The sequence below is a fragment of the Actinoplanes sp. NPDC051411 genome (assembly GCF_040682075.1).
Lineage (GTDB): Bacteria > Actinomycetota > Actinomycetes > Mycobacteriales > Micromonosporaceae > Actinoplanes.
Map to the genome: position 1 here is coordinate 23,199 of NZ_JBFBAD010000070.1, position 15,001 is coordinate 38,199.

General features: G+C 71.9%; 13 protein-coding genes. 7 read left to right on the forward strand and 6 right to left on the reverse strand.

Going from position 1 to position 15,001, the window contains the following annotated elements; all coding sequences use genetic code 11:
* Positions 1-1,653, reverse strand: coding sequence for a thiamine pyrophosphate-binding protein (locus tag AB0M88_RS32615; RefSeq protein ID WP_364109169.1), 1,653 nt, complete (start codon positions 1,651-1,653; stop codon positions 1-3).
* A gap of 55 nt (positions 1,654-1,708) precedes the next feature.
* On the opposite strand from AB0M88_RS32615, the gene AB0M88_RS32620 reads away from it, so the two are divergent.
* Both AB0M88_RS32620 and AB0M88_RS32625 read left to right on the forward strand, forming a co-directional pair.
* Complete coding sequence (locus tag AB0M88_RS32620) at positions 1,709-2,689, forward strand: ABC transporter substrate-binding protein (protein WP_364109172.1); 981 nt, start codon at positions 1,709-1,711, stop codon at positions 2,687-2,689.
* Between the two features lie 2 nt (positions 2,690-2,691).
* The gene (locus AB0M88_RS32625; RefSeq protein WP_364109175.1) at positions 2,692-3,513 is read left to right on the forward strand and encodes an ABC transporter ATP-binding protein; all 822 of its coding nucleotides are present in this window, start codon (positions 2,692-2,694) and stop codon (positions 3,511-3,513) included.
* Positions 3,514-3,577: 64 nt separating this feature from the next.
* Here AB0M88_RS32625 and AB0M88_RS32630 read toward each other — a convergent pair whose 3' ends face one another.
* From AB0M88_RS32630 to AB0M88_RS32640, 3 genes are all read right to left on the reverse strand, one after another.
* A complete protein-coding gene (locus tag AB0M88_RS32630; protein ID WP_364109177.1) occupies positions 3,578-4,744 on the reverse strand; it encodes a UDP-N-acetylglucosamine--N-acetylmuramyl-(pentapeptide) pyrophosphoryl-undecaprenol N-acetylglucosamine transferase in 1,167 nt (388 codons plus the stop codon).
* 24 nt (positions 4,745-4,768) lie between these two features.
* Positions 4,769-5,905: an NAD(P)/FAD-dependent oxidoreductase gene (locus AB0M88_RS32635; protein WP_364109180.1), complete on the reverse strand. Its 1,137-nt coding sequence runs from the start codon at positions 5,903-5,905 to the stop codon at positions 4,769-4,771.
* Between the two features lie 363 nt (positions 5,906-6,268).
* A complete protein-coding gene (locus AB0M88_RS32640; protein WP_364109186.1) occupies positions 6,269-6,850 on the reverse strand; it encodes a dihydrofolate reductase family protein in 582 nt (193 codons plus the stop codon).
* 188 nt (positions 6,851-7,038) lie between these two features.
* Between AB0M88_RS32640 and AB0M88_RS32645 the strand changes: the two genes are divergently transcribed.
* The 4 genes from AB0M88_RS32645 to AB0M88_RS32660 all read left to right on the forward strand — a co-directional run bounded on the left by AB0M88_RS32645 (position 7,039) and on the right by AB0M88_RS32660 (position 12,049).
* A complete protein-coding gene (locus AB0M88_RS32645) occupies positions 7,039-7,800 on the forward strand; it encodes an SDR family oxidoreductase (protein WP_364109189.1) in 762 nt (253 codons plus the stop codon).
* Positions 7,797-10,829 (forward strand): SUMF1/EgtB/PvdO family nonheme iron enzyme, encoded by a 3,033-nt coding sequence (locus AB0M88_RS32650; RefSeq protein ID WP_364109191.1) that lies wholly within the window; start codon positions 7,797-7,799, stop codon positions 10,827-10,829. Before AB0M88_RS32645 ends, AB0M88_RS32650 begins: the two co-directional genes overlap by 4 nt.
* Entirely contained in the window at positions 10,826-11,047 is a 222-nt protein-coding gene (locus AB0M88_RS32655; RefSeq protein ID WP_364109193.1) for a hypothetical protein, read from the forward strand. The genes AB0M88_RS32650 and AB0M88_RS32655 overlap by 4 nt, the downstream gene beginning before the upstream one ends.
* Positions 11,048-11,215: 168 nt before the next feature.
* Positions 11,216-12,049: a hypothetical protein gene (locus AB0M88_RS32660; RefSeq protein ID WP_364109195.1), complete on the forward strand. Its 834-nt coding sequence runs from the start codon at positions 11,216-11,218 to the stop codon at positions 12,047-12,049.
* Here the strand turns inward: AB0M88_RS32660 and AB0M88_RS32665 are convergent.
* The gene (locus AB0M88_RS32665; protein WP_364109197.1) at positions 12,003-12,449 is read right to left on the reverse strand and encodes a hypothetical protein; all 447 of its coding nucleotides are present in this window, start codon (positions 12,447-12,449) and stop codon (positions 12,003-12,005) included. The genes AB0M88_RS32660 and AB0M88_RS32665 overlap by 47 nt on opposite strands.
* 43 nt (positions 12,450-12,492) lie before the next feature.
* Positions 12,493-13,587 (reverse strand): helix-turn-helix domain-containing protein, encoded by a 1,095-nt coding sequence (locus AB0M88_RS32670; RefSeq protein ID WP_364109199.1) that lies wholly within the window; start codon positions 13,585-13,587, stop codon positions 12,493-12,495.
* Between the two features lie 3 nt (positions 13,588-13,590).
* On the opposite strand from AB0M88_RS32670, the gene AB0M88_RS32675 reads away from it, so the two are divergent.
* Positions 13,591-14,955: a benzaldehyde dehydrogenase gene (locus tag AB0M88_RS32675; protein WP_364109201.1), complete on the forward strand. Its 1,365-nt coding sequence runs from the start codon at positions 13,591-13,593 to the stop codon at positions 14,953-14,955.
* Positions 14,956-15,001 lie beyond the last annotated feature (46 nt).

Genomic DNA, 15,001 nt, shown 5'->3' on the forward strand with positions numbered 1-15,001 from the left:
TCACGGGCCGAGGTAGTCGGGATCGGTCATGATCTCGATCAGCGCCGGCCCGGGATGCGCCCGCGCCTTGGCCATCGCGGCCGGCAACGCGTCCGCGCGATGCAGGCGCTGGGCGAAGACGCCGTACCCGCGGGCGATCGCGGCGACGTCGATGCCGGACAGGTCCTTGCCCGGGTAGACGCCGCGCTTCACCGCGGTGCCGCCGTAGCGGCGCAGCGCCGCCGCCACCGCCGCGTAGGACTCGTTGTTTATCACCACATAGGTCACCGGGATGCGGTAGCGGGCGGCGACCCACAGGGCCTGTGGGCTGAACTGGAACGCGCCGTCGCCGAGCACGGCGATCACCTCGCGTTCGGGCCGGGCCAGCTTGAGCCCGAGGGCCGCGCCCATGCCCCAGCCGAGCGAGCCGGAGGACGTGGTGTGGTGCTGGTGCGGCGGGTCCTGCGGGAGCCGCCGCAACAGGATCGCCCCGGTGGTCGTCGCGTCGCCGACCACGGTCGTGTCGTCGGCGACGAGCCGGGCGAGCGCCTCCGCGACCGCGGCCACGTTCTCGACGCCGTCGCGCTCGGGCGGCAGCGGGCCGCTGTCGGCGAGGAACTCCGCCCGCATCGCGGCGACTCGGTCGTCGCCGGCCGGACCCCGCTGACCGTCCAGTTCGGACCGGAGCCGCGCGAGGGCCAGGCGCTCGTCGGCCACGATGCCGACGTCCACGCCGTAGATCGCGCCGATCTCGCCGGCGTCGCTGTGCAGGTGGATCACGCGGCTGCCGTCCGGCACGTCGGGGCGGCCCGGCACCTCGAACTCGGTGAAGCAGCGACATCCGGCGAACAGGATCACGTCGCGGTCGGCGACCGTCGGGCGCTTCGCGTCGTACAGGCCGGCGTAGTTCGGGTGGGAGCTGGGGAAGCCGGGGCGTTCGAAGGTACGCCGGTCCTCGTTGACCACCGGCGCGCCCAGCCGCTCGGACAGCGCGACGAGCTCGGCGACCGCGCCGTGGCGTGCCACCTCGGCCCCGGCCACGAGCAGGGGGCGGCGGGCCGTGGCGAGCAGCTCGGCGGCCTGGCGGACCTGCCGCGGATCGGGGGCGGTGCGGGCGCGGGGACGGTAGCGCTCCGGGTCGGGCACGGGCGTCTCGCACGCGGCGTTCATCAGGTCCTGCGACAGCCCCACCCACACCGGCCCGGTCGGCTCGGTCAGGGCGAGTCGCAGCGCGCGGTTGAGGTCCTCCGGGAGGTCGTCGGCGCGCAGCGACTGCCACTGGTGCTTCACGTACGGCTCGGCGAGCCGGCCGGTGTCGGGTACGCAGGTGAAACCGCGGTGGGACTGCAGGCGGGCGGGCTTGAGTCCAGTGAGGACGACCACCGGCGAGCGAGCCAGGCGGGCGGCGTTCAGGTGGGCCAGCGAGTTGGCCAGCCCCACGTGCGTGTGCAGGTACGCCACGGCGAGCTCGCCGGTGCCGCGGGCGTACCCGTCGGCCGCCGACACCGCGACGGACTCGTGCGGGGTGAGGACGACCTCGAAGTCCGGATGGTCCACAGTGGCGTCCAGAAAGGACGCCTCGGTGCTCCCGGGGCACGTGAAGACCCGCCGCACACCCCAGGCCAGCAGGGTCTCCAGAACCGCCCGGCCGCCGCTGCGCTCCGATTCACTCACCTGGTCCCGTTTCGCCGAGGTTGTCTTCTATCGCCAGATGTCTATGTTTATTCGCATGCTACGACACCGCAAATCGAAGAGCTGGGCCCCGGCGGTCGTGACCGGCCTCCTCGTCGCCGCGGTCCTCGCCGGATGCGGCGGCTCGGACAAGGGGCCGGCCCCCGGCACCAACGGGCTGGAGAAGACGGATCTCAAGGTCGGCATTCTGCCGATCCCCGACGCGGCCACGGTGTACATCGCCAAGAGCAAGGGCTACTTCGCGGCCGAGGGGCTGAACGTGACGCCGGTGGTGCTCACCAACGGTTCCGAGACGGTCAGCCGGCTCGTGTCCGGCAGCGTCGACATCGCCTACAGTGCCTACGTGCCGATTATCCAGGCGGCGTCCTCGGGCGTACGGGTGCGGGTGATCTGCGACGGCTACCGGGGGCGCACCGACCTCTATCCGATCGTGACCCGGCCGGACTCGCCGATACGCGACCCGCGGCAGCTCGCCGGCAAGAAGATCGGCCTGATCAACACCAAGGGGTTCCCGTCACTGCTCACCGACGCCGCGCTGGCCGGCGTCGGCGTACCGGCGTCCGCGGTCCACCTGGTCGAGATCCCGTACCCGAACATGCCGGCCGCACTGCAGAACGGCTCCATCGACGCCGCGTTCATGACCGAGCCGTACCTCAGCCAGTCCCGCAAGACCTTCGGTGCCCGCGTGGTCGTCGACACGATGAGCGGCCCCACCGCCGATCTCCCGGTCGGCGGGTACGTCTCGTCCCCGCGGTTCGTGACCGGCAACCCGAAGACCCTGGCCGCCTTCGACCGCGCGATCGCCAAAGCCCAGGCCGCGGCCGCGGACCGCACGCTGGTCGGCCAGACGCTACCGATGTACGTGCACGGCCTGTCACCCAGTGTCGCTCAATCGATCACCCTCGGCGTGTTCCCGTCATCCCTGGACCCGGCCCAGCTCCAGCGCGTCGCCGATCTGATGACCCGGTTCGGCGCCATCCCGAAGCACTTCGACGTCCAGCAACTCCTGCGGTCCTGACCGTGCTCGAGGTCATCGGCCTGAGCCACGCCTACGACGACCACGCCGCCCTGGCCGGGATCTCGTTCGACGTCCGGGCCCGCGAACTGGTCAGCGTGGTCGGCCCGTCCGGCTGCGGAAAGTCCACCCTGCTGCGCGCGATCGCCGGGCTGATCCGCCCGGCCGCCGGCGAGATCCGGCTCGCCGGGCGGCCGGTCAGCGGCATACCGGCCGGCCTGGCCGTGGTCTTCCAGGACTACTCGCGCTCGCTGCTGCCGTGGATGTCCGTCCGCGACAACGTGATGTTCCCACTGCGCCGGCGCGCTCTCGGCCGGGCCGGCCGGCGCCGGGCCGCCGACGCGGCGCTGGCCGAGGTGGGCCTGGCCGAGGCGGCGGGCCGGTTCCCCTGGCAGCTGTCCGGCGGGATGCAGCAACGGGTGGCGATCGCACGGGCGCTCGCCTACCGCCCGTCGCTGCTGCTCATGGACGAGCCCTTCGGGTCGGTCGACGCCCAGACGCGGGAGGACCTGGAGGACCTGCTGTTGCGGGTGCGGGCCGACACCGACATGACGATCCTGCTGGTCACCCACGACATCGACGAGAGCGTGTACGTCGGCGACCGGATCCTCGTGATGGGACGCGCGCCCGGCCGGGTGCTGGCCGACCTCGCCGTCGACCTGCCAACGGCCCGCGACCGGATCGAGACCCGCGAACTGCCGGCGTTCATCCGGCTGCGCTCGGCGGTCGGACGCCTCGTCCGCGACAACGCCCCCGGCCTGGTCGCCGGCGGCCGGTCCGCCCCCGACGCCCGAAGCGGGCACCCACAACCCGACCGGCCGGGCTGAGCCGCCGGCCCGGAAACGTGCTCAGATCCGGCGCGTCGCGCGGCTGACGTTCAAGTCCGGGGCGCTAGCGGGCGCTGACCGCCAGGAGCTCGGCGACGACGTGGTCGGCCGCCTCGGGTTTGCCGTGGGTGCGGGCGGCCTGGGCCATCGCGGCGCGGTGCTGGGGGTCGACCAGCAGGCCGTGGATGGCGTTGCGGAGTTCTTCCGGGGTGGCCGTCGGGCCGTCGAGCATCAGCGCGGCGCCGGTTGCGGCCAGGTGGCGGGCCGTGACGCGCTGTTCGTCGGCCGCCGAGTGGGGGTAGGGGACCAGGACGCAGGCCTTGCCGAGGGCGGTCAGCTCGGCGACCGTGCCGGCGCCGCTGCGGGCGACCACGATGTGGGCCGCCGCCAGCAGGTCGGGGAGCTCGTCGTGGATGAAGTCGAGCACGTGGTAGCGGGCGGCCAGGTGCGGCGGGAGGGCGGCGGCCACCTGCTGCATCTCGGCGTAGCTGAGGCTGCCGCACTGGTGCACGATCTGGCTGTGCTGGAGCAGGTCGCCCAGGGCTCCGGTGAGCATGCGGTTGATCTGCTGGGCGCCCGCCGCGCCGCCGGTGACCAGCACCAGCGGCAGGTTGGGGTCGAGGTTGAAGGCCTGGTAGGCGCGGGCCGGGTCGCCCTGGAAGACCTCGGCGCGGATCGGGTTGCCGGTGACGACCGCCTTGGCGCGGGCCTTCGGCGGCAGGTGTTCGAGGGACGCCTCGTGGCTGAGCAGGATGCGGGTGGCGACCCGGGCCAGGATGCGGTTGGCCAGGCCGAGGCTGAGCGTCTGCTCGTGCAGCAGGTAGGGGACGCCGAACAGCTTGGCGGCCAGGCCGATCGGCACCGAGACGTAACCGCCGGTGCTCAGCGCGACCGCCGGTTTGGTGCGGGCGACCGTGAGCACGGCCTGGAGGACGCCGACCGGGATGCGGAACGCGTCGACGAAGTTGCGGGCCAGGTCGCGGGGGCTGACCGAGCGGCGCAGCTTGCCGGTGGTGATGGCGCGGAACGGGATGTGGTTGCGTTCGGCGATTTTGGCCTCGAGGCCGCTGGCCACGCCGACCCAGAGGACCTCGGGGGCGGCCCCGGTCTCGGCCAGGCGACGCTGCAGCGTCGTGACCGTGGTCAGCGCCGGATAGGTGTGCCCACCGGTGCCACCGCCGGTCACGATCACGCGCAGGGTGTGCAGGCGCTCGCTGCTGTAGAGAGACATACGGTCGGCGAGTCTACGGGGTCTTCAAATCCGGTCGCCGTTGAGGACGCTGCTGCAGCGCCGGATGGTCATCAGCTGCAGCCGGGTGAACAGCGACGGCCCCATGAGCCGGCCGGCCAGCCGGGCGGCGGGGGCCGGCGGCCGGTTGGTGATCTCGCTGGCGGCCAGCGACGAGATGCGGCGGACGCGGCGGGCCCGCACCCGCTCATACCCGCGCAGAGCGTCGGACACCGTGCTGGCGGACGACAACGCCCGCCGGAGCATCCACGCGTCCTCCAGGGCCTGGTTGGCGCCCTGGGCCTGCGACGGGGGAAAGGCGTGCGCGGCGTCGCCGAGCAGGGTCGCTCCATCGGTTCCCCACCGGTCGGGAATGGGGTGAACGGCGTGCCGGAAGGCGTGGACGTCGGCCTCGGTCAGCACGTCGAGCAGCTTGCGGACCGGGTCGGCGTAGGAGCGGAACCGCTCGCGGAGCCAGCCGATCACCGGCCGCCCGGCCGGGGCCGGCCCGTCGACGTCGAACCACCACTGCACCAGGCCGCCGCCGGCCGGCATCAGGCCGCAGAGCCCGGCGTCGCCGACGATGCAGCGCGCGTAGGCCCCGGCCGCCAGTTCGGGCATCGTCGCGGTCAGCCCCTGCCAGCTCACCCACCCGTTGTAGGACGGGTCGGCCGAGCCGAGCAGGGCCCGCCGCACGGCCGACCGGACGCCATCGGCTCCGACGACGAGCGCGGCCTCCTCGCGTACGCCGTCGGCGGTGACCACCGCGGCGCCGGAACCGGCGGTCTCCACCGTCCGGACCTGCCGCCCGTAGTCGACCGCGTCGGCCGGAAGGCCGGCGGCGAGTCGCTGCAGCAGCGTGGCCCGTGGGATGGTGGCGACCCGGTAGCCGGTCCAGCGGCGCAGCAGCGTCAGGTCGGCGTGGGCGAACGCGTGCCCGCCGGCGTCGAAGAACCCGAGCGTGTCGATGGCGCCGCCGAGGTCGTCGAGGGAGACCCCGAGTCCGGCCGCGGCGGCCGCGCCGTTGCTGAAGATCGTGACCGCGGCGCCGTCGGTGCGCGGGGCGTCGGCCCGTTCGAGCACGCGCACGTGATGACCGTCGGCCACCAGCCCGTTGGCCAGCGCCAGTCCGCCGACACCCGCTCCCACGATGAGGATGTCCATGATTCGGCCCCTTTCGCGGAGGGTGTCCCAGCGGCCCGGTTCCGGAGGTTACGGGCCGCTGGGGCACTCGCTCCCAGGAAGGCTCAGATCGATCAACGTCGCTGATTCACATTCTTTTCAGTCCCGGTGCAGAAAGTCAACCTCCGAAGTTCCGATACTTGGCCGGAATTTTCGGCCGGCTCCGAGCCTGTTGACGCTCCAGGTGGAAGCCTGAAGATCAACTGTTCGGAGCCACGCCGGTTCCGAAACTATCGGGGAGGCCGCCAACGGTGGCTGTGCCCCGGCGTCGTGCTGAGGCCCGGCCTGGACGGCCGCCTCCGACGCCGCGGCTCGGCACCTGCGACCGCATCCACGCCGGCCCGGTCAGTCCTCGACGTGCAGGGTAGGCCGGTAGATCAGCTCCTGGATGTTGCCGTCGAGCGTCCGCCGCTCGAGCAGCTCGAGGTCGAAGTCCGCCGCCCCGGCGAAGATCGGGTCCGACCCGGTCTGCCCGGTGATCACCGGGAACAGCGACACCTGGATGCGGTCGACGAGGCCGGCGGCCATCAGCGCCCGGTTCATCGACAGGCTGCCGTGCGACCGCAGCGGCACGTCGGACTCCTCCTTGAGTCGCGCGACGACATCGACGGCGTCCCCCTTCACGAGGGTCGCGTCCGGCCAGTCGAGCGGCCCCTGCAGCGTGTTCGACACGAACGTCGCCGGCAGGTTGGTCATCCGGGTGACCCACGCGTCGTGCACGGTCTCCTCCTCGCCCGACGCCAGCAACTGCGAGAACGCCCGGTAGGTGTTGGCCCCGAAAACCATCCGCTGTGGTTCGTCGTAGACGGCGAGGCGGTGTTCGAGCAGCTCGGGGCCCTGCTTGCCCCAGTAGCCGCCCCAGCCGCTGACGGCCGTGCCGAATCCGTCGAGGCTGGTGAATACGTCGAAGGTGTAGGTGACGGTCATGGTGTTCTCCCATTCATTGCGTGTTCGCCGGGACAGACCACCGGCCGCGGCGAAACTCATCGGGGCCGGGACGGCAGAGTGGACCCTCGTTGTGGTGATAGATCAAAGTGGCCGCATCGTGACAGCCGTACTACCCTGCGCTACGGGATGTGCGCCTTGGGTAGGCGCTGCTCTCGAGCGGAGGCGAGATGAGCGCAGGTGTCGGCAACGAACCACCCACGCCGTTGCACATCTTGATCACCGGCGGAACCGGGACGCTGGGCGAAGCCATGGTGATGGCGTTCGCCAAGGCGGGAAACCGGGTCTCCTTTCAGTACCATCGCAACCTCGAGATCGCGGAACGACTGGAGTCCCAGTGGGGCGCCGCCGGCGTGCCGATCGATTTCGCCGGTGAGTTCGACACCCCGGCGGGCGAGTTCGACGTGCTGATCAACTGCGCCGGGATCAACGAGTCGGAGGAGCTGACCGGAAGCGTCAGCCTCGCCGTCTGGGAGCGGATGCTGCGGATCAACGTCACCGTACCGCTGCTCCTGACGCAGGCCGTGCTGCCGGGCATGGTGAAACGCGGGTGGGGCCGCCTGATCAACATCGGCTCGATCTACAGCCTCCGGGTCGCACCTCACCGGGCACCGTACGCGGCGTCGAAACACGCCCTGAGCGGGCTGACCAAGACCATCGCCAAGGAGTACGCGGGCGCCGGCATCACGTGCAACGAGATCTGCCCGAGTGCCGTCGAGTCCCGGCTGATCAACCGGATCGCCGAGGACCGGGCCGCCGCCCGCGGCATCGATGCCGAGCGGGTGCTCGACGAGTACCGCTCGATGAACCCGCTGGGCCGGCTCGTGACGGCCGAGGAGGTGGCTTCGGTCGCGTTGTATCTCGCCAGCGGGCAGGCGGGCAACGTGAACGGCGTCTCGATCCCCGTCGACGGCGGATCGGTGGTCGGATGACCGCCCCGGAGGACCCGCTGGGCACGCCGCCGGCCCAGATCAAGTACGGCATCTGGAGCGACAACCCCGCGCCGGCCGATCAACTGCTCCACGAGCTGAGATCGCGCAACCAGCCGGTCGCACTGCTCGGCGCCGGGCTCACCACCCCGGTCGAGTGCCTCGTCGTCCTGATGCGGTCGCCGCTCAGCGAGGCCGGTCTGACCCGGCTGACCGAGCTGGCGAACCGGGCCCGGATGACGGTCGCCGTCGAGCCGCCCCGCGATCGTCGACAGGGGCCTCCGTGGCCCCGGGAGGCGACGCTGTGCTGGACCGGGCAGGGCGCCGACCTCGAGCGCATCGCCGAGGGCCTGATCCGGCTGATCAGCCGGACCGGCCTGCCGTTCGCCCCGTTCCCGTCGCTGCTGAGGACCGTGCGGCCGCTGCCGCAGCTGCCCTGGGCGAGTTCGCGCCAGTCCCTGGTCGAGCAGCTGCGCCGTCCGGAGCTGCCCCGGGTGATCCCGGTCGCGCAGGGGCTCTACGACGAGCTGGTGCATGCCGAGAAGGCCACCGGGGCGATCGACTACGACCTGATCCGGCTGGCCCGGTGGACCCGCGACGAACGCCGCAACACCGTCATCAACCTCCGGCTCGGCAACCGCGACGACCTGAACTCGTCGCTGACCCGGCCGCAGTCCCTCGAAGAGGTGGTGCTCGGCCGGCGCACCCGGCGGCTGATCATGGTGCTGGGCGAGCCCGGCGCGGGCAAGAGCCTGCAGTTGCGCTACCACGACGCGCTGGCCGCCCTGCGGTCGATCCGGCGACCGGGAGATCCGTCGGCCAAGGGCAACTCGTTCTACGTGGCCCTCGCTGATCAGCCGGCGAGCCCGGACATCTCCTTCAACTGGCTGGCCTCACGCTGGAGCGACCTGGTCGACACCAGCCAGTGGTGCGACCTCGACCAGTTCGTCCACGACGGCGGCACCGTCCTGCTCGACGGGCTGAACGAGGGCGGCATCCGCACCCTGCAGCTCACGCAGTGGATGGTGCACTGGCGCGACGTGATCCGCGACCTGTTGCGGCGCGGCGCGTCCAAGGTGGTGGTCACCTGCCGCACCCGAGACCAGGTGATCAACATGCGGGCGCCGGAGAACCGGGACCCGACCGAGGTTTCCCTGCTGCCGCTGTCCCGCGACCACATCATCGCGATCGCCACCGGACATGACGTCGACACGGGTGCGCGCCTGCACGAGGCGCTGCGGTCCGACGAGGGCCTGATCGAGCTCTACTCCAACCCGTTCCGGCTGGCGTCCTTCCTGCGCTCCGGCGCGCCGCAGGTCGCGGACACCGAGACGCTGCTGTTCGGCACGGCCGTGTCGGCGGCGATCGTGCACGAGTGGGAGCACGACGCCTCGCACGGGCCGCTCGTGCCGGTCGGCATCCCGAACCACCTCAAGCGCATCGCGAACTCGGGCGCCGACCCCTGGCCGATCCTGGAGAGCATGCCGCTCATCCGGGCGCTCGGCGTGCTCGCCCGGCAGTTGACGTTGCCCGCGACGCCGGGCGGCCGCGCCCGGCTGACCATGTCGCCGCGGGACGCCGGGGCGACGCTCAGCCGGGCCCTGCACGACGCCGGTGAGCGGGCGGTCGACCCGGCGCTGATCGTGGAGACCGCGAAGGATCTGCACATCCTCGCCGACGACCCGACGCATGTGCGCTTCGCTCACCCGTCGATGCAGCACCTGTTCGCGGCGCTCGGCACGCCGGTCGACGGCATCGTCTCGCTGGCCCAGCAGGAGCTCAGCGTCAGCCCGGCGCCGGACAGCCAGGCGCCGCCCGCGCCGCCGGTCACCGCGCCCGGCTACGCGCACCGCCGGTACGAGGAGCTGTTCAAGTTCGCCGCCCAGCTGCGTGGCGTCGAGGTCGCCGACCGGCTGGCCGACGTCGACCCGGTGCTGGCCGCCCGCGTCTACCTGTCCATCCGGTCGGACGTCGACGCGACGATCGCGGCGCGGATCCGGAACGCGATCCTGCGCCAGCTGCGCGACCTGACCGATCGCCGCCCGCGCAGCGCGATGCTGGCCGCGCTGGGCGACATGGGCTGGAGCCTGCCCTCGACCGATGAGGGCAGCGGCGCGACCGTGCTGGTGCCGGCCCGGGAATGGCAGCTCGGTGACCGCCGGAAGGAGAACTTCGACCGGCGGGTGGGCAGCGAGGTCCGCACGATCAGCCTGCCGGCCTTCCGGATCGCGCGCTTCCCGGTGTCCAACGCCGAGTTCGAACTGTTCATCCAGTCCGGCGGCTACGAGGACCCGACCCTGTGGTCACCGGAGGGCTGGGAGTGGCGCATGCGGCGCCGCGCGGTCGACCAGTTCGTCTCCGACTGGCAACGGCGTCAGGCGAAGCTGAACAGCGAATATCCGGAGATGGTCCTGAAATTGCTGCGCAGCGGTGCCGCCACGCCGGTCGGGGCGGCCGCCCTGGTGCGCTTCGCGAAGATGCCGGAGTGGGAGATAGCCGAGCACGCCCGCACGCAGCTGGCCCAGCCGGTGACCAAGCCGAAATACTGGCACGAGACGACCCTGCGCAACCGCCTGCAACCCGTGGTGGGCGTCTCGTGGTTCGAGGCCAACGCCTACTGCATGTGGCTGGGCCGGCTGCTGCGGGCCACCGTCCGGCTGCCGAGCGAGAACGAGTGGGAGGCGGCCTGCCTGCACTCGTGGCAGGTCCAGACGACGGCCGGCATCGAGGCGGTGCTGGGCGCCGCATACGCGAACACCAAAGAGTTCGGCTATGAGGCGACGACGCCGATCGGCACCTTCGCCACCCGCGAGCAGGAACGGAGACTGCTGCCGGTCGAGCTCCTCGGCAATGTGTTCGAGTGGACGTTCGACTACTACGCGGCCGGTGTCCACAACCGCCGAACGGTCAAAGGTGGCTCCTGGCAGCACGAGTTGTGGCGTGCGCGCCCGGCGTACCGTGGACGAGGCGACGTCGACAACCGCAACAACGACCTCGGATTCCGTTACGTGATCACGGAGGAGCCGGCATGAGTGGGCACGATGACACGTACGGCAAACCCGCCGACGAGATGCGGGCGACGCCTCCCGGCACCGAGGATCAGGTCGGCGAGATCGCGCTTCTGGCCGCCGACCCCGACTCGGACGACGACGAGATTCTGCGGAAGCTGAACGCTCTCGCGAGCAGTTTCACCGCCGAAGAGATCTTCACCGCGCTGGTCCGGTTCGACGTCCCCGACGTGCTCGGGTAATCCTTGCGCCAATCGGCGGCACAACCTGTCCATCCGTGTTGTCGTTGGAGGCGTGGGCGCGGCGGAAGGCATCCTCTCTGGTGCTGGTCGCTCGACTAGGGCTAGAGTCGCGTCCCTCACCAGCGGAGGTGCAAGGTGCTGCTGCACGACATCGGTCGACAAAAACGGTTGACGCGTCTCATCCCGCACACCGGTGCGGCCCTCTGGCTGCCGCTCGACGACGGGCTGATCTCCGGCCCCGAGGATCACCTGCGTGACCTTCGGCCGTTCCTCAAGCGTGATGTCGTCGAGTCGGTCACCGCGGTCCTCGGTTTTCGGGGGGCGCTGCGCTCCTGCCACCGCGAGCTGGCGCGGACTCCCACGATCATGAACCTGACGGCCAGCACGACGCTGGGCGAGCACACCCGCAAGGTGGTGGTCGGCTCGGTCGCCGACGCCGTCCGCGACGGGGTCGACGCGGTCGCCTGCCACGTCAACATCACTTCGGCGTACGAGGGAGAGCAGCTCGAGATCCTCGGCCGGGTGGTTTCCGAGGCCGACGCGTACGGAATGCCGGTCGTCGCCATGGCCTATCCCCGTCGCCGGCACCCGAACGGCACCGACGACAACCATCTGGGGCTCCGCGAAAAGAACCCGGACGAGTTCGCTGTGCTGGTGCGACACGGCGTGCGCGCGGCCGTGGAGCTCGGCGCGTCAGCCGTCAAGACGATCTACACGGGGACGGTCGAGTCGTTCCAGACGGTTGTCGACTGCGCGATGGACGTGCCCGTGCTGATCGCCGGCGAGAAGCTGATCGACGAGGGTGACGCGGTCGCGAAGGCTCAGTACGCCATTCGGGCCGGCGCCGCCGGGGTGGCGTTCGGCCGGCAGATCTTCGCCCGGCACGACCCCGGCCCGTTCGTGCACAAGCTGCGGACCGGCATCGACGACTGCTGGGCCGAACGCAACCGGACGGTCACGTCCGTTCCTCCCAGATCAAACGCGCTGCTGGGCGGGGGCTGACCGCGATACCGCCGGTCTCCCGCAGCTCACCGGACCCGAGCCGCTCCCACCGCCGCCCGAACGAGTCGACGATCTCCAGCGGCAGGAACAGCGTCCCGACCTCCACATCGCTGGGCACCCGCAGGCCCCGGGTCTCGCTGGGGGAGAGGGCGACCGGGGCGGACCACGTCTCCGCGTCGACCACCACCCGTACGGAAACGGCGACACCGTTGCCGTTCTTGACCGACCACCGCCGGGGGTTGACGGGCCAGCAGCTGACCAGAGCGGCCTGTTCCCGCGCCCGTTCGGCGTTCTCCCGGCGTCGCTCCTGCCCGTTGCGCACATAGGAGACCGCGGCGATGGTCAGGGAGATTCCGGTGAGGAGCGACCCCACCCACGCCGGGACGTTCCCCCAGTCCATGCCCCGATGGTAACGAGCCGGGCCGCCCGGACTCGCCGATGCCTTACCGGGCCGCGCGGCGGCGATAGGCGGCCGGCGTCATGCCGAAGCGGGCGTGGAACGCCCGGATGAAGTGGGCCTGCACCGGGAAGCCCCAGAGGGCCGCGATCTCCATCGTGGGGTGGCGGGCCAGCGCCGGTTCGGCCAGGTCGGCGCGGATCCGGTCCAGCCGCCGGCCGCGGATCGTCTCGGCGACGGACTGGTCGGCGCCCTCGAAGAGACGGTAGAGGGTTCGCGTCGAGATGTGGTGGGCCCGCGCGACCGACGCCGGGTCGAGGCCGGGGCGGCCGAGGTGGGTGGCGATGTGGGCCAGCACCGAGACCCTCAGCGCCTCGTCGGTCAGGTCGGCCGGCGGGCCGGCTTCGGCACTGATGAGGCCGGCCAGCAGGTTGGCCCCGGCCTCGCCGAGATGCGGTGCGGCAAGCGCTCCGGCCTCGCCGAGATGCGGTGCGGCAAGCGCTCCGGCCTCGCCGAGATGCGGTGCGGCAAGCGCTCCGGCCTCCCCGGGATGCGGTGCGGCGAGCGCGCCAGCCGCGCCGGGATGCGGTGCGGCGAGAGCTCCGGCCTCCCCGAGATGCGGCGTGACGAACGCTCCGGCCTCGCCGAGCGGCGCCCGGCCGGGTGAGCCGGTCGCGGCGCGACCGGCGCCGCTGCCGTCCGGGCCCGGCTCGGCCGCCGGAGCCGCGATCGCCGTTTCCAGCAGGTGGGTGAGCACCGCGCCCGGCCCCGCGAGAGCCCCGAACGCATGCCGCATCGCCGCGACCAGCACCCGCTGCGGCACCGACAGGGCGTCGCGCGGCACCGTCATCACCGTGCACGCCCAGGCGCCTTCCAGCCGCAGGGCGTAGGGACGGCCGGTGTCGTAGACCGCCAGCTGGCCCGGTTCCAGGGTCAGCGTGACGTCGCCCTGGTGCAGGACGGTGCGGCCGGCCCGCTGGATGCAGATCTTCAGCGGGTCGGCGGGCGCGGTCCTCAGCGAGGTCGTGGTGCGGCGGAGGATCTGCGGGCTGCCGGCCACGCGGAACGCCCGGGCCAGCCCGAGCGGGGTCGAGCGCACCCGGCCAACGGGCGGCGGCGCCGAGGTCAGCGGCGCCGGCACCAGTTGGGCGAACGTGTCGGCCGCATCACCACCGCGACCGCCGCCGACGTCGGCGTGGCGGCCGGGAACGCGGCCCGGGCGCAACCGGAGTGGGCCGCCACGCCGGGACCGCAGCGGGCGGCGCTGATTCGCCGGGCGGCGAGGACCCTCGAGGACAACCGGGCCGAGTTCGAGCGCTGGCTGGTCCGCGAGGGCGGGTCGATCCCCGGCAAGGCGGCCTTCGAGGTCGACCTGGCGCTGGGCGAGCTGTGGGAGGCGGCGGCCCTCCCGACCCAGCCGTGGGGTCACCTGCTGCCGACCAGCGAGCCCGGCCGCGACAGCATCGCGCGCCGCGTCCCGCTGGGTGTCGTCGGCGTGATCAGTCCGTGGAACTTCCCGCTCATCCTGTCGATGCGGGCGGTGGCTCCCGCGCTGGCACTCGGGAACGCCGTACTCCTGAAGCCGGACCTGCAGACGGCGGTCTCCGGCGGTGTTCTGCTGGCGCGACTCTTCGAAGAGGCCGGCCTGCCCGAAGGCCTCCTCGGCATCCTGCCGGGCGACGCCGAGCCGGGAAAGGCGCTCGCCGAAGACCCCACGGTGGCGATGATCGCCTTCACCGGCTCGACCGCCGTCGGCCGGGAGGTCGGCGCGGCCGCCGCCCGTACGCTCAAGCGCGTCTCGCTCGAACTCGGCGGCAACAACGCGCTGATCGTCCTCGACGACGCCGACCTGGAGGTCGCGAGCTCGGCCGGCGCGTGGGGCGCGTTCCTGCACCAGGGCCAGGTCTGCATGACCGCCGGGCGCCACATCGTGCTCGAGTCGGTGGCCGGCGAATATCTGGACCGTCTGGCCAAACGGGCGGCGAACCTTCCGGTGGGCAATCCGTTCACCGACCAGGTCGCCCTGGGGCCGCTGATCAACGAGCGCCAGGCGGCCAACGTGGAACGCATCGTCGCCGAGACGGTCGCCGCGGGGGCCGAGGTGCGGGCCGGCGGCGTACGCGATGGTTTGTTCTTCGAACCGACGGTCCTGGCCGGGGTGACGCCGGCGATGCCGGCCTTCCGTGAGGAGATCTTCGGCCCGGTCGCTCCGGTGATCGTGGTGGCCGACGAGGCCGAGGCCGTGGCGGTCGCCAACGACACCGACTACGGCCTGGTCGTGGCCGTGCAGACCGGCTCGGCCCAGCGAGGTCTCGATCTCGCGGCCTACCTGAATTCCGGCATCGTCCACGTCAACGACCAGACTCTGAACAACGACGCCTTCGCCCCGTTCGGCGGCGTCGGGGCGTCCGGCAACGGCAGCCGGTTCGGCTCGCGGAGCAGCTGGGACGAGTTCACGTCCTGGCAGTGGGTCACGTCGCGCGCCCAGGCGCACGGCTTCCCGTTCTAGTTCTACAAACCATTGACGTAGCTGGGAGCTTCTGTAGAGTTTTGAA

Bases quoted from the DNA above. Each gene is read 5' to 3' on its own strand.
- AB0M88_RS32620 (WP_364109172.1), top strand. From the start codon at position 1,709: ATGCTACGACACCGCAAATCGAAGAGCTGGGCCCCGGCGGTCGTGACC.
- AB0M88_RS32630 (WP_364109177.1), bottom strand. From the start codon at position 4,744: ATGTCTCTCTACAGCAGCGAGCGCCTGCACACCCTGCGCGTGATCGTG.
- AB0M88_RS32635 (WP_364109180.1), bottom strand. From the start codon at position 5,905: ATGGACATCCTCATCGTGGGAGCGGGTGTCGGCGGACTGGCGCTGGCC.
- AB0M88_RS32640 (WP_364109186.1), bottom strand. From the start codon at position 6,850: ATGACCGTCACCTACACCTTCGACGTATTCACCAGCCTCGACGGATTC.
- AB0M88_RS32645 (WP_364109189.1), top strand. From the start codon at position 7,039: ATGAGCGCAGGTGTCGGCAACGAACCACCCACGCCGTTGCACATCTTG.
- AB0M88_RS32650 (WP_364109191.1), top strand. From the start codon at position 7,797: ATGACCGCCCCGGAGGACCCGCTGGGCACGCCGCCGGCCCAGATCAAG.
- AB0M88_RS32655 (WP_364109193.1), top strand. From the start codon at position 10,826: ATGAGTGGGCACGATGACACGTACGGCAAACCCGCCGACGAGATGCGG.
- AB0M88_RS32665 (WP_364109197.1), bottom strand. From the start codon at position 12,449: ATGGACTGGGGGAACGTCCCGGCGTGGGTGGGGTCGCTCCTCACCGGA.